Source organism: Sphingobacterium sp. JUb20 (assembly GCF_004342035.1).
GTDB classification, from domain to species: domain Bacteria; phylum Bacteroidota; class Bacteroidia; order Sphingobacteriales; family Sphingobacteriaceae; genus Sphingobacterium; species Sphingobacterium anhuiense.
The window spans coordinates 190,011-204,916 of the sequence record NZ_SLYV01000010.1 but is presented as its reverse complement, the minus strand read 5'-3'; the positions used below and the strand labels follow the sequence as shown (position 1 = coordinate 204,916).

The window sequence follows — 14,906 nt, the reverse complement described above, 5'->3', positions numbered from 1 at the left end:
TTTATATGTAAAAAAGATTGAGAGATCTCTTTTGTCAGGGCATTAGCCTTCGTCTATAACATAAAAAGGCTTCTATTTAGAAGCCTTTTTGTTATTTTACAATCCACTATCATCTAGCATGAATGTGTTTTTCTTTGTTTTCCATTTTCCGGAAGTAAAATCAGGAAATTCAACAGTTTGATTACCTTGTTTAATTGATTCTGTTGATAATGGGAATACTGCACTCATTGTAACAGAGTCGTAAACATCGAAAGGAGTTTGTTTTCCTTGTTTGGTAGCTTGGATAAAAGAGTTGAAGACAAACCAGTCCATTCCACCGTGACCTGAGCCTGTTGCTAATGTTTCATACTTTTTCCAAATTGGGTGATCGTATTTATCTACCCATTCCTTTGCAGGGTCCCAAGTATGAGGTTTTGATTTCCCTTCAATATGGATACCTTGTGCAACGTCCATCCAGATTCCCTCTGTACCTTGAACACGGAAACCGATTGAGTATGGTCTTGGCAAGTGCGTATCATGTGTTAACATGATAGTCTCTCCATTTTGACACTGAATCATTGTTTGGGTGATATCACCATTTTTATAATTCAATTTTGCATTTGGATGACCTGGAGATTGTTTTTCAACATATGCAGCCAAGCCTCTCGCTTTACTCGAGTAAGACGTCAGGTGTGTAAAACGATTTCCAGCATTAATATTAACGAAAGGAAGAATTGGACCTAAACCGTGCGTCGGATATAAATCACCATCTTGTTCTACGTTATATTTTGTGCGCCATTGTGCCTCAGAAATTGCTTTAGGGCCAAATTCTACACCTTTACCGTAGTAGCTTTTTCCATCATTAAAAAGAACTTCACGTAAATCATGTTGGTAACCACCTTCTAAATGAAGTAATTCTCCAAATAATCCTTGGCGGTGCATGTTAAGAACAGCCAATACATCACGACGATATGCCACATTTTCTAAAGTCATGTAAGGTTTCCCTGTTTGTTCAGATGCTTTTACTACATCCCAGTGATCCTGTACTGTTAGTCCTGCAATAACTTCGCAACCTACATATAGGCCTGCCTTCATGGAGTCAATTGCTTGATCTTTGTGGAATTCCCAAGGAGTTGCAATGATTACAGCATCTAACTTTTCTTTACTTAACATTTTCTTGTAAGCATCGATACCGCCTGTGTATTCTTTCGGAAGTTTAATTCCTTTTTTATCAAATTGCTTACGACATTGTGATAAAGATTCTTCTTGTGTATCACAAATTGCAACAACTTCAACATCGTCGCGGTTTAATGCGATAGCAACATGGTTACGGCCTCTAAGTCCTACTCCAATAAATGCTAACCTAACTTTACCATCTTTTGCAAATAAATCTGTACTAGAAAGGATACCCAGTCCAGCAGTTGTAAGTGCTGTAGATTTTATGAAATTTCTTCTGTCCATAATTTTTGTTCTTTTATAATCAGGATATTAAATATCCCTTTTAAGTTATATTGTGAGTTTAGTGTGATATAACTTAATTCGCTATCAAACAAATATATAAAATTGGAAATACAAACTTAATGTGCAAACGTTTGTCTAAAATGAAAAAAAAGAACAAACGTTTGTGTTGATATTTTATTAGCACTTTTCACAACTATTTGGGATATTGCAGTCCAGTTAAAAACTTAATTATTTATAGTTAGTATAATTTTTAATGTCAAATTCGAATCAAATGAATGGTCTGAAAGCAGCAGCAGCGTTTTCTTTAAGTGAAGATATCATAAGTGTGGAAGCTTTTGGTTCAGGACATATCAACGATACATATCGTGTAACAACAAGAAATACCATTGGTAAAACCTTTTTATTACAAAGGATAAATCATCATATTTTTCAAAATGTCGATGGTCTCATGTTAAACATTAAACATGTCACCGATCATTTAAAAACTAAAATTGCGCATTTACCAATTGAAATTCAAGAGTCAAGGGTACTCACTATAATTCCGACTAAATCAAATGATTTATATCATCTTGATGAAGATGGAGATTATTGGCGGATGTTTATTCTTATTGATGGTACCAAAAGCTACGATGTTGTGGAGACTACAACGCAAGCTTCAGAGGGAGGGAAAGCTTTTGGTCAATTTCAATTACAGTTGGCAGATTTAGATGCTACTCAAATTGTTGAAGTATTGCCTAATTTCCATAACATCCAGTTTAGGTTGGATAATTTAAGGAAGGCAATTGCGGCTGATTCACAAGGACGTGTTGAGGGCGTAAAAGATATTTTAGAATTTATCTTCTCTAGAGAGGACCGTATGCGAACAATTCTTGATCTAGCTTCTAAAGGAGATCTTCCTTTACGCATTACTCATAATGATACAAAATTTAATAATGTATTATTGGATCAAAATGATCAGGCGCAGTGTGTGATTGATTTAGATACGGTCATGCCTGGATATGTAGCATATGATTTTGGAGATGCAATTCGTACGATTATTAATCCAGTGGAAGAAGATGAGAAAGACTTGTCTAAGATTATTTTAAATATTCCTCTTTATGCAGCATACGCAGAAGGATATTTAAATGAAGCTAAAGAGTTTTTAACTGATATTGAGGTGCACTCTTTATTAGAAGGCGTATTTTTACTGCCATATATGCAAGGTGTACGATTTTTAACAGATTATCTTGAAGGAGATCATTATTTTAAAACAAAGTATGATGATCATAATCTCGTTAGAACCAAAACGCAATTGAAATTGGTTGAAGAGATGGAAAGACAAGAAGAGGAGTTAAAAACTGCCATTAGTTCAGTTTTGCAAGATTAGTAATCAAATAGTAGAGAGCATTGATATTTCAATGTTCTCTTTTTGCTTTAATTTAGTATTATTGTATATGACAAATTCAATCATTATATCATCAATTAATCTGGAACATAGTGATTTAAAGGGGTATCAATCTTTAAATGAATTATTACGTTCTACATCTTGGAATAATATAAATGTCGCGAACTGGAATGAAGATTACCCATATATTCCTCAAGCTAAGTTTAGGGTAGCGTATGATCAAAAGGCGATAATTATTCAGTATGAGATCGAGGAAGAAGTTATCAAGGCACAATATCATGTACACAATGATAATATCTGGGAAGATAGCTGTGTTGAATTCTTCATTTCATTTGATAACAAAGAGCACTATTACAATTTTGAGTTTAATCCTATTGGAGCAGGGTTGATTGGGTATGGCACTAATGTGAAGACTGAGCGCTCGCGATTAACAGAAGAGCAAATTGATCAAGTTGATGTATTTAGTACTATTGAGCGTACTCAAACAGGCTCTAAATGGAGCTTGATTCAGTACATTCCATTTACAGCTTTTACACATAATCAAATTACAAATTCCTTTTTAAAGGAAAATAAGATTTTTGCTAATTTTTATAAATGTGGAGATCATTTACCTCGACCTCACTTTTTATCTTGGAATAAAATAGATCATCCAACTCCTAATTTTCATTTACCTGAATTCTTTGGTGAATTGATTTTTGAATAAGAGTTGGATGACTCTTATTCAAATTATTTGTATAAACTTTCTTTCTTGAATTTCTTAACAAGCAGTGCATATACTAATGCACGGTATTTGTTGCGGTTTGATTTGCCAATTTGAGTAAAAACTTCTTCAATAGCCGCATCTAATTTTGCATCATCTGTAAGACCTAATTTTTTGATTAAAAAATTGTTTTTTAATCTTTTAATTTCTTCAGGATCAGAAGATGCGATTGTTTCAGCATCTGCTTTGTAAATAGAAGGACCTAACCCTTTTGTAACAGATTCGATAAGAGAGTCTTCTAAGGATAGTTTTAATTTTTTTGCCTCTGCAATATATGCTGAGATTTTTTCATCTAATTTGCTCATAATGTGGTCTTGTTAAATTAAGTAGTTTCTAATTTATGTTTAAATTAAACAATATTCCTTAAATAAGGAATAAATATTATCTTTTTTTATGCTAAAATTGACTATATTTGCAGTAGGAGTAAAGGGTAAAAAATAAATACCTTATTTGGAATATTTGTTACGGAATATTCTTGCAAATAAGGTTTTAATAAATTATCTTTGCACCTCAATTATTGAATATACGTAATCATAAGATAAAAATGAAAAAAGATTTGCATCCTTCAAATTACAGATTAGTTGTGTTTAAAGATATGTCAAATGACTATTCTTTCATCACAAAATCATGTGTTGATACAAAAGAGACAATCACTTGGGAAGATGGTAATGAATATCCAGTTGTAAAATTGGAGATTTCTCATACTTCTCACCCTTTCTATACTGGTAAAATGAAATTGGTTGATACGGCTGGTCGTATTGATAAATTCCGTAGCCGTTATAACAAAAAGTAATTTTTGTTATCCTAAGGGTAGCACAATATTAAAACTCGATAATATCCATTATCGAGTTTTTTTTGTTATTTTTATAGGGTGATAGTTATCTTATTTGATCAGTCAACAGAGTCAAGGTACTTACAATGTTTTAATGGATTAGGGGATCTATTTAACTCTGATTCTTTGTGGCCCTTTACAGAAGTTAAACCTACCGCTTCATTACGTATTGGAATACTTCCCTTGTTTGAAAAGTGGAAACATGCTTTAGATGCTGTTGTTTTATATGATTGCTTAGACAATTCTTTATCTATCGATGAACAGATTGCATTATCATCTTATGAAGCAGAGGAACTCTACTTTGTGTCTGTAAATGTTATTCCCAATGAATCCTTTCTTGAAAAATTAATTTCGTTGTCGAAGGGCCAGTTTCTTAAGTCTGGTAATGATCTACTTGCATTAAGGGCTGATTTTGACGAGCCTTCTAAAGTGAGGGTGGCCCATATACCTTTTGATGAGACCCTCATTCGTGTCCGATTTATAGAAGATCTGTATTTACATGTTGGTCCGGAGATTATACGTGATTTTGAGATCTTGACAAAACATTTTTCAGGTGCACTTTATTCTGAGAGCAATACGGTGATTGGTGATCAATTGTATATCGGTAATTTCGTTGAGATGGAATGTGTGACTCTGAATACAAAGACAGGTCCAATTTATATAGAAGAGGGTGCTGTCGTTATGGAAGGGGCTAATTTAAGAGGACCATTGTATATTGGAAAGCATGCTGTTGTTAAGATGGGGACAACGATTTACGGAAATGTTTCAATTGGTGAATGTGCAGTAGTAGGAGGGGAGATCGCGAACTCAAGTATCGGGGATTTTAGTGCAAAAGGGCATTACGGATATTTGGGTTGTTCGGTGATTGGTGATTGGTGTAACCTTGGTGCGGGCACAACAAATTCAAACTTGAAGAATAATTTATCTCCTGTTGAGCTTTATGATTATTTATCGAAAGGATTGCGTGATACAGGATTGATGAAGTGTGGTTTATATATGGGAGATTTCAGTCGATCTGGAATACAGTCAGCTTTTAATACCGGAACTGTTATTGGTACAGGATGTATGTTAGCATTGACGGATTTTTATCCTAAATTTGTTCCGTCATTTACTTGGCTATACGGGGACATAAAGGAAGCTTATCAACTTCAAAAGTTTATTTCTGATTTAGAAGTTGTATTTTTATCAAAAAATAAAAGATTAGACAAGAGACTAATTGAAAGAATTATAGAAATTAATCAATCAACATTTAAAAACTAAAGTATTATGCGTAAGAAAATTGTAGCAGGAAACTGGAAAATGAATTTGGATTATCAGGATGGAGTTAGCTTGTTCTCTGAAGTTGTGAATATGGCTAAAGATGAAATTGTTGGTGACCAACAAGTCGTTGTTTGTAGCCCATTTATTCATTTACATAGTATTGCGCAATTGGCAAAGACGGCTTCTCATGTTGCTGTAGGTGCACAAAATATCCACCAGGCTGCATCTGGAGCTTATACAGGAGAAATTTCTGCAAGTCAAGTTAAATCTGTAGGTGCTGATTATGTTATATTGGGACATTCGGAGCGTAGAGCTTATTTTGGAGAAACAAATGCCTTATTAAGTGAGAAGGTTGATGCTGCGTTAAAGCATGATTTGTTACCAATTTTCTGTATTGGTGAAACTAAAGAGGAAAGAGAGTCTGGAAAGTTTTTTGATATTATAAAAACACAATTGGCAGAAGGGGTGTTTCATCTATCCAAAGAGGAGTTTGCGAAAGTTGTGTTGGCTTATGAGCCAGTTTGGGCTATCGGTACTGGTTTAACAGCTTCTCCAGAGCAAGCTCAAGAAGTTCATGCTTTTATTCGTGCTACTGTAGCGGCTCATTATGATCAATCTGTTGCGGATGAGACTAGTATTTTATATGGAGGAAGCTGTAACCCTAAAAATGCAGGTGAATTGTTTGCACAAGCTGATATTGATGGTGGATTGATCGGTGGAGCTTCTTTAAAATCAAGAGACTTCTTAGATATCGTTAAAGTTTTTAATAAGTAAAAATCTATTATGAAATATAGTGAGGTAATATTTACGCGAATAGTAGGGGAAGAGTGGCAACAGGATTTGTTTATTGCCGAGCTAGCTGATATAGGTTTTGATACTTTTGAAGATACTGAGACAGGGTTTGCAGCTTTTATTCCAACTGCAAACCTTGATCTTCAGGCATTGGAAACAGTTATTCTTCAACAAGAAGACGGTTTCGAGGTTCGTTATGAAGTGGTGGATATACAAGATCAAAATTGGAATAAGTTATGGGAAAGTAACTTTAGCCCGATTTTAATTGATAATGATTGTTATGTCAGAGCTAATTTTCATCCGGCTAAACCGGAAATTCGTTATGAAATAATAATAGATCCTAAGATGTCGTTTGGTACGGGGCATCACCAGACCACAACTATGATACTTCGTTATATCCTTGAAAATAACTTTCAGGATAAAGAAGTTTTGGATATGGGTTGCGGTACAGGTATATTGGCTATTTTAGCATCACAAAAAGAAGCAAGACATGTATTTGCTGTAGATTTTGATGATGTTTGTATCGCTAGTGTTGAGGAAAATAAGTTACTGAATAACGTTAGTAATATAGAATCAAAATTAGGTTCATATGAAACAATAATAGGTCGGGAATTTGACATCATTTTAGCTAATATAAACCGTAATATATTGTTGGAACAATTTCCGCAGTATAGCAAGTCTCTTCGATTAAACGGAGAGTTGTATATTAGTGGTTTTTTTGATGGGGAAGATTTATCAATTTTGAGAACGAGTGCAGAAGCTGTAGGTTTTGAGTTTGTTTCCAATAAAGTAATGGACAACTGGTGCTCGGCTAAGTTCGTGAAAGTAAAATAATAATATGCGCATACATTTTATTGCGATAGGAGGAAGTATCATGCATAACCTTGCTATTTCTTTGGAAAGGCAGGGGCATCAGGTCTCTGGGTCTGATGATCAGATTGTGGAACCTTCCCGTAGTCATCTCATTGATGCAGGTTTATTGCCTGAGCAACTAGGGTGGTTTGACGAAAAAATTACCGATGATATTGATGCTGTAATTTTAGGAGCTCATGCACTTATCAATAACCCTGAGCTTATAAAAGCGCAGGAGTTAGGGTTAAAGATTTATTCATTTCCCGAATTTATTCAAGAACTTTCTCAAGATAAAACGAGGGTGATCATAGCAGGTAGTTATGGTAAGACTACGATCATGAGTATGATCATGCATGTTTTAAAAACTCTTGAAAGACCTTTTGATTATTTAGTTGGAGCGCAACTTGAAGGTTTTGATAATTTGATCGAAATTACAAAAATAAACAAAATTATATTAATCGAGGGTGATGAAAATGTAGCTTCTAGCTTGAGCAATAAGTCAAAGTTTATGTTTTATAAACCAAATATTGCCTTGATTAGCGGTATAAATTGGAACGAATATAGCACGACAATAACTTTCGATAACTATTTAAAACAGTTTGAAGACTTTATTAATACGATAGAGTCTAAGGGAACTCTGATTTATAACAAAGAAGATAAATATCTGCAAAAGATTATAACAGATACTAAATCTTGTAAAATTAATCGGCATGGATATCAGATTCCTGAATATGCTATTAATAAAGGTACCACATATATTAAGTCCGTAAAAGGTGATATTCCTTTGCAGGTATTTGGGAAGCATAACCTTTCAAACATTGCTGGGGCATATACGGTTTGTGAGTGGCTTGGTATTAAGAAGGAGGATTTCTTTGACGCCATAAAAACTTTTAAGAGTTCAATTCGTTATCTGGAATTTGTAGCAAGTTTCGAGGGATCTGTTGTTTATCAGGATTTTGCTCATACTCCTAAGAAACTGAAAGCAAGTATTCATGCTATTAAAGAGCAATTTCCAAGTCAAAAGTTGGTAGCAATAATTGAATTAAACGCTTATGACAGTTTGGATGAGAAATTTGTCAGTCAATATAAAGATACGATGAATGAAGCGGATCTTCCGGTTGTTTTTATAAATATGGAATCAATTAAGGAGGTAAATAAGTGTACTACACATCTATTGGAAGACATCCGAAACGCGTTCAATCGATCAGACGTGGACATTGTGACGAATTTAGGTGATCTCTACGATTTCCTTGAGAATTTTAAATCAAAAGGCAATAATTTATTGCTGATGAGTTCTGGCAATTACAGTGGGGTTAATTTGACCGAGCTGGCGGATCATTTTTTTAAGAATTATTAATAAAATTGCCTTAACACTTTGAATAAAAGATTTTTTATTTTATATTTGTTTTGTAAATAAAAAAATCTACCAAATGAATGCACTAGGAAAAAAAATTAGACTACTGAGACACCAAAAAGGGTGGAGCCAAGAGGATGTTGCAAAGAGATTAGATATCTCAATTCCAGCTTTTTCAAAAATTGAAACAGGAATTACAGATGTTAACCTTTCTCGCTTAAATCAAATTTCGAAATTATTTAATTTGTCAGTAGTTCAGCTTTTATCAACTTCCGATATGGAAGAGGATAAAGAAGCTATCAATGAATTGGCAGAATTAACTAAAAAATTGCAATCCCGTGAAACTGAAGTTATCGAGTTGCAAAAGAAAGTTATTGATCTTTACGAGCAATTGCATAAGAAATAGGTTTTATTCAATTTTGGGAATGAATAAAATAAAGGCTTGCAGATATTAATCTGCAAGCCTTCTTACTTTTTGACTGACAACGTAAGTTGTTTTCTATAGATCTTTGTGATTGATTTGGATTAAAATTCGTCTTCGTCTCCGAAATCGTCAAATTCTCCAATAGAGTCAATGTCTTCTAAATTAAAGTCATCTTCTAAGATATCATCAGAATCATCATCAGGTCCATTAAATGAACCAAATTTATCATCTTCTACATTCATAGATTCACTTTTCATCATTGCCGTGTTCATAAAATTATATTTTTTTTTGCTTATTTAATAATGTAAAATTATATAACAAAATTCGAACTTTAAACTTTTTTTGAAAAAAAATAATCAATCTAAAAGATTGATTATTAGTGTTATTCGTTGATTTGTAAATGCGGAGCAAAATTACTAATGTCGTTATTCGACGACCTCACCAATTTCATTGTCTACAGAAACGATATCTTTAAGTTGTGGTAGGTCTCTTACACCATTAATGCCGAAGTGGTTCATAAATTGAGCACTTGTGCTGTACAGCAGAGGTTTTCCTATTGAATCTGACTTCCCAGCAATCTGAATTAGTTTTTTTTCTAAAAGTCGTTGAACGGAGTAGTCACAGCTCACACCTCTTATCTGTTCGATTTCTAGCTTTGTAATAGGTTGTCTATATGCAATGATTGCTAAAGTTTCCAATGCCGCCTGACTTAACTTTTTCTTGTCCCGATGCAACTGTAATTGATTGATCGTTTCATGGTAAGTTGATTTTGTCAAAAATTGGTAGCTGTTATTAATCACTTTTAATTCCAACACTTCATCTTCGCTTTGATGCTTAATGATGATCTTATCTATTAAATTTTGCAATTCATCTTTTGAAATTTCGATCGCTAAAGCTTCTTGCAATACATGTTTGATATCTTGCGACGTAATGCCGTCTTCCGAAGCATATATAATTGCTTCTATGTTACGAATAATATCCTTCACTGATTTTAGTAATTGATGACTTGTTCTACCATATGTTCAGGAAGCTCGCGGAACTCATAACGCTGCGTTCTCAGTTGGGGTTCAAATCCAGCTTCTTTGATCGCTTGTTGAATAGATTTTGCTGTAAATCTATGCGGAGCTCCAGCAGCGGATACTACATTTTCCTCGATCATGATGGAACCAAAATCATTAGCACCGGCGTGTAGGCATAATTGAGCAGTTCGTTTACCTACGGTCAACCAAGAAGCTTGAATGTTTTTAATATTTGGAAGCATGATTCTGCTTAAAGCAATCATACGGATATATTCTTCCCCGGTTACGTCATTTGTAATGCCTCTGAGCCTTTTTAGTAAAGTACCATCATCTTGAAATGGCCAAGGAATAAATGCTACAAAACCGAAGTGGTTTTCAGGCTTTTCAGTTTGAACTTCTCTAATCCAGACAAGATGCTCGAAACGTTCTTCAATTGTTTCGATATGACCAAACATCATTGTTGCTGAGGTTGGGAGATCAATTTGATGTGCTGCACGCATTACATCTAACCATTCTTTACCGCCACATTTCCCTTTTGATATAAGGCGTCGTACACGATCATTTAAGATTTCTGCACCAGCTCCTGGTAATGAATCTAATCCGGATTCCTTTAGGGCTTTTAATACTTCAATATGAGATAGATTCTCTAGTTTAGCAACATGGGCAATTTCTGGAGGACCTAAAGCATGGAGTTTTAATGTTGGATAGAGCTCCTTTAATTGTTTAAAAATAGTCGCATAAAATTCTAAACCAAGATCCGGGTGATGTCCCCCCTGTAACAATAATTGATCTCCCCCGTACATAAAGGTTTCCTCAATCTTCTGTTTGTATGTTTCAAGATCTGTGATGTAACTATCTTCATGGCCAGGTCTGCGAAAGAAATTACAGAATTTGCAGTTTGCAATACAAACATTTGTGGTATTTACATTACGATCGATTTGCCAAGTTACCTTTCCATGAGGTACTTGAATTTTACGTAATTCATTTGCAACATAGCTTAGATCAGCTGTGGCTGCATTATGATATAAATATATGCCTTCTTCTTTGGTTAAGAACTCAAATTTTAAGGCTTTTTCTAATAAATTGCTTACATTCATTAAGAACAAATATAAGGACCTTTTACTTTATATTTATTGATTGTCTGTAAGTTTTCATTAATACTCATACGAAATGTTTGAAGTAGCTGATCATTAATTAAGCAATGTTTTTTAGTGTAATAGCTTTCTGCTTGTTTTTATATTGAAAGCGAATGTTTACTTAGGTTAAATAATAATTGTTTGGCTGTTTCCTTCATGCTCATTTATGGCCATGAGGGAAATAAGTAAAACCAGTATTATGTCTCAATTTTCGTAGTTTTACAGGGATGGAATTTTTTAAGAGAATATTTATTGTTTTAATTTTAGTTATTAATATTTATAATGTTAATGCCCAGGTGTTTAGTGATGTTTACGCTAAATTGCAGCAATCTCAAATACTTAATGATCATTTTTTTGGATTTTCCTTATACGATTTAGACAGTAATCGTTATGTTGTTGATATTAATGGTCACAAGCATTTTACACCGGCTTCTAATACTAAGGTTTTTACACTTTATACAGCTCTAGAAATGCTTGGTGATTCAATTCCTGGGTTACAGTATGTTGAAAAAGGTGATTCGCTCTTATTTTGGGGAACAGGTGATCCGACTTTTTTACACAGTAAAATGGATTCACATGTTGTCTACAACTTTTTAAAGAAGACAGAAAAAAAGCTGTTCTTTATTCCAACTCCTATGCAGAATCGTTTTTTTGCTGCAGGTTGGACAATGGATGATTTTGATTCTTATTATCAACCCGAAATTGCAACATTTCCAATTTATGGAAATGTCGTTACTTTTAGGGAGAATTCGAACAATGGTCTGAAGCTTGTTCCATACTTGTTTCAGGAGAAGTTAACGATTGATCCTTCTTTAGATAAAGGTAAGTTTACATTAAGTAGATCATTTGTTGAAAATCAATTCTTACAATCTCGGGAAAAGGTACCTTCCAACTATGTTAACGAAATTCCTTTTAAATATTCGGATACTTTAGCCATTAGATTATTATCAGACACTTTAAATAAATCTATTCAGATCATTGAATATAGTAAACCAACTGAGGTAAAAACTCTTTACTCTAATGCTACCCGGTATGTTTTACGTGAAATGATGTTACCTAGTGACAATTACCTAGCTGAGCAAATTCTCATGATGATATCACTACAGAAATTTAAGATGTTTGATACTTATTTAGTTCGCAACTGGATGAAGGATCATTATTTTAAATATTACTCGGATGAAATTGTATTACATGATGGATCTGGGCTCTCTTCTTATAATAAGATAACGCCACAAAACATGATTGATGTTTTAGTGGCTATAAAAAATAAGCTTCCAGATGAATCTCAACGATTTAAACTTTTTTCTACAGGTGGCGTTGATGGTACATTAAAACGTTCATACAGTACTGACCGTGGTGTTCCATTTGTGTTTGCTAAAACAGGAACCATTACATCAGTTTACTGTCAAAGTGGATACTTAATAACCCGGTCTGGAAAAAAACTTGCTTTTTCTTTTTTAAATAATAATTTTATTGATGAAAGAAGCGCGATTATTAGAAAGGAAATGGTTAATATCATGACTTATATCAGGCAGAATTATTAATATTTCAGTTTATACTGCTTAATTATTATTTTTATCGACTAAACCTTCAGTATGTCTGTTATTAAAAAAGATAATAAAAAATTAATTCGTTCTTGGGCCATGTTTGATTGGGCTAATTCGGCTTACAATCTGGTTATTACATCAACGATTTTTCCTGTTTACTATACAACAATCACCAATACAAAAGAACATGGTGATGTGGTTAAGTTCTTTGGGTTTGAATTTGTTAATACGGCATTATCAAATTTTGCTTTAGCATTTGCTTATTTGGTCATGGCATTGATTTTACCTTTTATTTCTTCGTACGCAGATGCAAATGGCAAGAAGAAACAAATTATGAAGTTTTTTACTACTGCTGGAGCAGTCGCATGTATGGGACTCTTTTTCTTTAAACTGGAAACTTTGGAAGTTGGTATTATTTGTTTTGTGATTGCGGCGATGGGGTATATAGGCGGTGTTCTATTTAACAATTCTTATCTTCCTCTTATCGCTTCTGTGGAACAGCAAGATAAGGTGAGTGCACAAGGTTTTTCCTATGGTTATGTGGGCTGTGTTACCTTACAGATTTTATGTTTTATCATTGTATTGAAACCTGATTGGTTTGGAATTACTGATCCTTCTTTACCGGCAAGGGTTTCCTTTTTAATGGTTGGAATTTGGTGGTTGGGATTTTCTCTTATTCCTTTCAAATATCTTCCTAACATTCCGGCTACCCGAAAAGGAGAGGGTTTGTCATTAATTAACAAGGTAAAAGCAGAAATTTCTTCAGTTTGGGGGCATATTCAGCAGATAGAGGAGATCAAAAAATTTCTTCCCGCATTTTTCTTTTACAGTATAGGGGTACAGACATTAATGATTGTCGCATCGGCATTTGGAGAGAAGGTATTGCATTTGGGCGCGACTAAATTAATTGGTACTATTTTATTGATTCAACTTGTTGCAATTGCAGGTGCATTTATTATGTCGGCTATTTCAGCTCGTATTGGAAATGTTCGAGTGTTGATGTTAGTTGTGGTTATTTGGATCAGTATCTGCATTTCTGCTTATTTTTTAACAACCGAAATTCAATTTTATATATTGGCAGCTTTGGTTGGATTGGTAATGGGAGGAATTCAATCGCTTTCAAGATCGACATTTTCTAAATTAATTCCTGAAGGTATACAGGATACAACGGCTTTTTTCTCTTTTTATGATGTTACAGAGAAATTAGCAATTGTGGTGGGTTTGTTTTCGTTTGCGCTGATTGAACAAATGACACATAATATTAGATATTCGGCATTATCCTTATCTTTATTTTTTGTAATTGGATTGTTACTGCTCGCTCGTCTGTTGCGGTTCAATAAATCCTAAATTTAAATTTTAGAATATTAACATATGAAAGTTGAACTTTTTGTTCCTTGCTTTATAGATCAGTTGTATCCGGAAACGGCTTTTAATACTATTCGACTGTTAGAGAAAGCAGGATGTGAAGTTACTTATAACGCAGAACAAACATGTTGTGGTCAACCTGCTTATAATGCCGGTTTTTGGGATGAGGCAACAGTTGTTGGGCAAAAATTTTTAAAAGATTTTAGTGCAGATCATTATATAGTTTCGCCATCTGCATCATGTACCGGAATGGTGAAGCATAGTTACAATGATTTATTCACGGGCTCTATTGAGCAGTCACACTGTCGTTCGATACAGAAAAATATATTTGAAATTTCTGATTTTTTAGTAAATGTCGTTAAGAAGGATTATTTTGGTGCTGAGTTAGAGGGGATTGCTGTTTATCATGATGCATGTTCAGCATTACGAGAGTGTAAAATCAAAGATGAACCGCGGCATTTATTAAGTAAAGTCCTTGGTCTAGAAATGGTAGAAGTAAAGGATAGTGAAGTTTGCTGTGGTTTTGGTGGGACATTTTCAGTAAAATTTGAAGGAATCTCTTCTGCTATGGCAGAGCAAAAAGTAAAAAATGCCATGGATATGCATGCTGATTACATTATTTCGACAGATGCCTCATGCTTACTTCAGTTACAAGCATATATCGATCAATATCGATTACCAATAAAAACTATTCACCTGGTTGATGTTTTAACAGCTGGTTGGGGTAATATTTAAAAATAA

General features: G+C 34.0%; 16 protein-coding genes. 11 read left to right on the top strand and 5 right to left on the bottom strand.

All coding sequences use genetic code 11. From position 1 onward, the window contains the following. Nucleotides 1-96: 96 nt before the first annotated feature. Nucleotides 97-1,440 (bottom strand): Gfo/Idh/MocA family protein, encoded by a 1,344-nt coding sequence (locus EDF66_RS17865; RefSeq protein ID WP_132844063.1) that lies wholly within the window; start codon nt 1,438-1,440, stop codon nt 97-99. A gap of 253 nt (nt 1,441-1,693) precedes the next feature. Here EDF66_RS17865 and EDF66_RS17860 point away from each other — a divergent pair, with 253 nt between their 5' ends. Together EDF66_RS17860 and EDF66_RS17855 are read left to right on the top strand one after the other, a co-directional pair. Beyond that, a complete protein-coding gene (locus tag EDF66_RS17860; protein WP_132844061.1) occupies nt 1,694-2,806 on the top strand; it encodes a phosphotransferase enzyme family protein in 1,113 nt (370 codons plus the stop codon). Nucleotides 2,807-2,873: 67 nt separating this feature from the next. After that, the gene (locus tag EDF66_RS17855) at nt 2,874-3,527 is read left to right on the top strand and encodes a carbohydrate-binding family 9-like protein (protein WP_165902461.1); all 654 of its coding nucleotides are present in this window, start codon (nt 2,874-2,876) and stop codon (nt 3,525-3,527) included. A 23-nt stretch (nt 3,528-3,550) separates the two neighbouring features. Here the strand turns inward: EDF66_RS17855 and EDF66_RS17850 are convergent, their stop codons facing one another. Further along, entirely contained in the window at nt 3,551-3,889 is a 339-nt protein-coding gene (locus tag EDF66_RS17850) for a DUF2853 family protein (protein WP_021189726.1), read from the bottom strand. A gap of 239 nt (nt 3,890-4,128) precedes the next feature. On the opposite strand from EDF66_RS17850, the gene EDF66_RS17845 reads away from it, so the two are divergent. The 6 genes from EDF66_RS17845 (at nt 4,129) to EDF66_RS17820 (ending at nt 9,080) form a co-directional block, all read left to right on the top strand. Continuing rightward, nucleotides 4,129-4,377, top strand: coding sequence for a type B 50S ribosomal protein L31 (locus EDF66_RS17845; protein ID WP_021189727.1), 249 nt, complete (start codon nt 4,129-4,131; stop codon nt 4,375-4,377). A 78-nt stretch (nt 4,378-4,455) separates the two neighbouring features. Further along, complete coding sequence (locus tag EDF66_RS17840) at nt 4,456-5,676, top strand: putative sugar nucleotidyl transferase (RefSeq protein WP_132844058.1); 1,221 nt, start codon at nt 4,456-4,458, stop codon at nt 5,674-5,676. 6 nt (nt 5,677-5,682) lie between these two features. Further along, entirely contained in the window at nt 5,683-6,450 is a 768-nt protein-coding gene (tpiA, locus tag EDF66_RS17835; RefSeq protein WP_132844056.1) for a triose-phosphate isomerase, read from the top strand. A gap of 9 nt (nt 6,451-6,459) precedes the next feature. Continuing rightward, the gene (gene prmA / locus EDF66_RS17830) at nt 6,460-7,302 is read left to right on the top strand and encodes a 50S ribosomal protein L11 methyltransferase (RefSeq protein ID WP_132844055.1); all 843 of its coding nucleotides are present in this window, start codon (nt 6,460-6,462) and stop codon (nt 7,300-7,302) included. A 4-nt stretch (nt 7,303-7,306) separates the two neighbouring features. Then, nucleotides 7,307-8,677, top strand: coding sequence for a Mur ligase family protein (locus EDF66_RS17825; protein ID WP_132844053.1), 1,371 nt, complete (start codon nt 7,307-7,309; stop codon nt 8,675-8,677). Nucleotides 8,678-8,750: 73 nt separating this feature from the next. Then, nucleotides 8,751-9,080, top strand: coding sequence for a helix-turn-helix domain-containing protein (locus EDF66_RS17820; protein ID WP_021189733.1), 330 nt, complete (start codon nt 8,751-8,753; stop codon nt 9,078-9,080). Between the two features lie 119 nt (nt 9,081-9,199). Here EDF66_RS17820 and EDF66_RS26115 read toward each other — a convergent pair whose 3' ends face one another. The 3 genes from EDF66_RS26115 to EDF66_RS17810 all read right to left on the bottom strand — a co-directional run bounded on the left by EDF66_RS26115 (nt 9,200) and on the right by EDF66_RS17810 (nt 11,214). Next, entirely contained in the window at nt 9,200-9,370 is a 171-nt protein-coding gene (locus EDF66_RS26115) for a hypothetical protein (RefSeq protein WP_165902458.1), read from the bottom strand. Between the two features lie 153 nt (nt 9,371-9,523). Continuing rightward, a complete protein-coding gene (gene scpB / locus EDF66_RS17815; RefSeq protein WP_132772008.1) occupies nt 9,524-10,084 on the bottom strand; it encodes an SMC-Scp complex subunit ScpB in 561 nt (186 codons plus the stop codon). A 5-nt stretch (nt 10,085-10,089) separates the two neighbouring features. Continuing rightward, entirely contained in the window at nt 10,090-11,214 is a 1,125-nt protein-coding gene (locus EDF66_RS17810; protein WP_132772007.1) for a CofH family radical SAM protein, read from the bottom strand. 266 nt (nt 11,215-11,480) lie between these two features. On the opposite strand from EDF66_RS17810, the gene EDF66_RS17805 reads away from it, so the two are divergent. The 3 genes from EDF66_RS17805 to EDF66_RS17795 are packed head-to-tail and all read left to right on the top strand — an operon-like array spanning nt 11,481 to nt 14,900. Then, complete coding sequence (locus EDF66_RS17805; RefSeq protein WP_132844051.1) at nt 11,481-12,797, top strand: D-alanyl-D-alanine carboxypeptidase; 1,317 nt, start codon at nt 11,481-11,483, stop codon at nt 12,795-12,797. A gap of 51 nt (nt 12,798-12,848) precedes the next feature. Further along, nucleotides 12,849-14,147: an MFS transporter gene (locus EDF66_RS17800; protein ID WP_132844049.1), complete on the top strand. Its 1,299-nt coding sequence runs from the start codon at nt 12,849-12,851 to the stop codon at nt 14,145-14,147. A gap of 24 nt (nt 14,148-14,171) precedes the next feature. After that, a complete protein-coding gene (locus EDF66_RS17795) occupies nt 14,172-14,900 on the top strand; it encodes a (Fe-S)-binding protein (RefSeq protein WP_132772004.1) in 729 nt (242 codons plus the stop codon). The last annotated feature ends 6 nt before the right edge of the window (nt 14,901-14,906 follow it).

Bases quoted from the DNA above. Each gene is read 5' to 3' on its own strand.
- EDF66_RS17865 (WP_132844063.1), bottom strand. From the start codon at position 1,440: ATGGACAGAAGAAATTTCATAAAATCTACAGCACTTACAACTGCTGGA.
- EDF66_RS17860 (WP_132844061.1), top strand. From the start codon at position 1,694: ATGTCAAATTCGAATCAAATGAATGGTCTGAAAGCAGCAGCAGCGTTT.
- EDF66_RS17855 (WP_165902461.1), top strand. From the start codon at position 2,874: ATGACAAATTCAATCATTATATCATCAATTAATCTGGAACATAGTGAT.
- EDF66_RS17850 (WP_021189726.1), bottom strand. From the start codon at position 3,889: ATGAGCAAATTAGATGAAAAAATCTCAGCATATATTGCAGAGGCAAAA.
- EDF66_RS17845 (WP_021189727.1), top strand. From the start codon at position 4,129: ATGAAAAAAGATTTGCATCCTTCAAATTACAGATTAGTTGTGTTTAAA.
- tpiA (WP_132844056.1), top strand. From the start codon at position 5,683: ATGCGTAAGAAAATTGTAGCAGGAAACTGGAAAATGAATTTGGATTAT.
- prmA (WP_132844055.1), top strand. From the start codon at position 6,460: ATGAAATATAGTGAGGTAATATTTACGCGAATAGTAGGGGAAGAGTGG.
- EDF66_RS17825 (WP_132844053.1), top strand. From the start codon at position 7,307: ATGCGCATACATTTTATTGCGATAGGAGGAAGTATCATGCATAACCTT.
- EDF66_RS17820 (WP_021189733.1), top strand. From the start codon at position 8,751: ATGAATGCACTAGGAAAAAAAATTAGACTACTGAGACACCAAAAAGGG.
- EDF66_RS26115 (WP_165902458.1), bottom strand. From the start codon at position 9,370: ATGAACACGGCAATGATGAAAAGTGAATCTATGAATGTAGAAGATGAT.
- EDF66_RS17810 (WP_132772007.1), bottom strand. From the start codon at position 11,214: ATGAATGTAAGCAATTTATTAGAAAAAGCCTTAAAATTTGAGTTCTTA.
- EDF66_RS17805 (WP_132844051.1), top strand. From the start codon at position 11,481: ATGGAATTTTTTAAGAGAATATTTATTGTTTTAATTTTAGTTATTAAT.
- EDF66_RS17800 (WP_132844049.1), top strand. From the start codon at position 12,849: ATGTCTGTTATTAAAAAAGATAATAAAAAATTAATTCGTTCTTGGGCC.
- EDF66_RS17795 (WP_132772004.1), top strand. From the start codon at position 14,172: ATGAAAGTTGAACTTTTTGTTCCTTGCTTTATAGATCAGTTGTATCCG.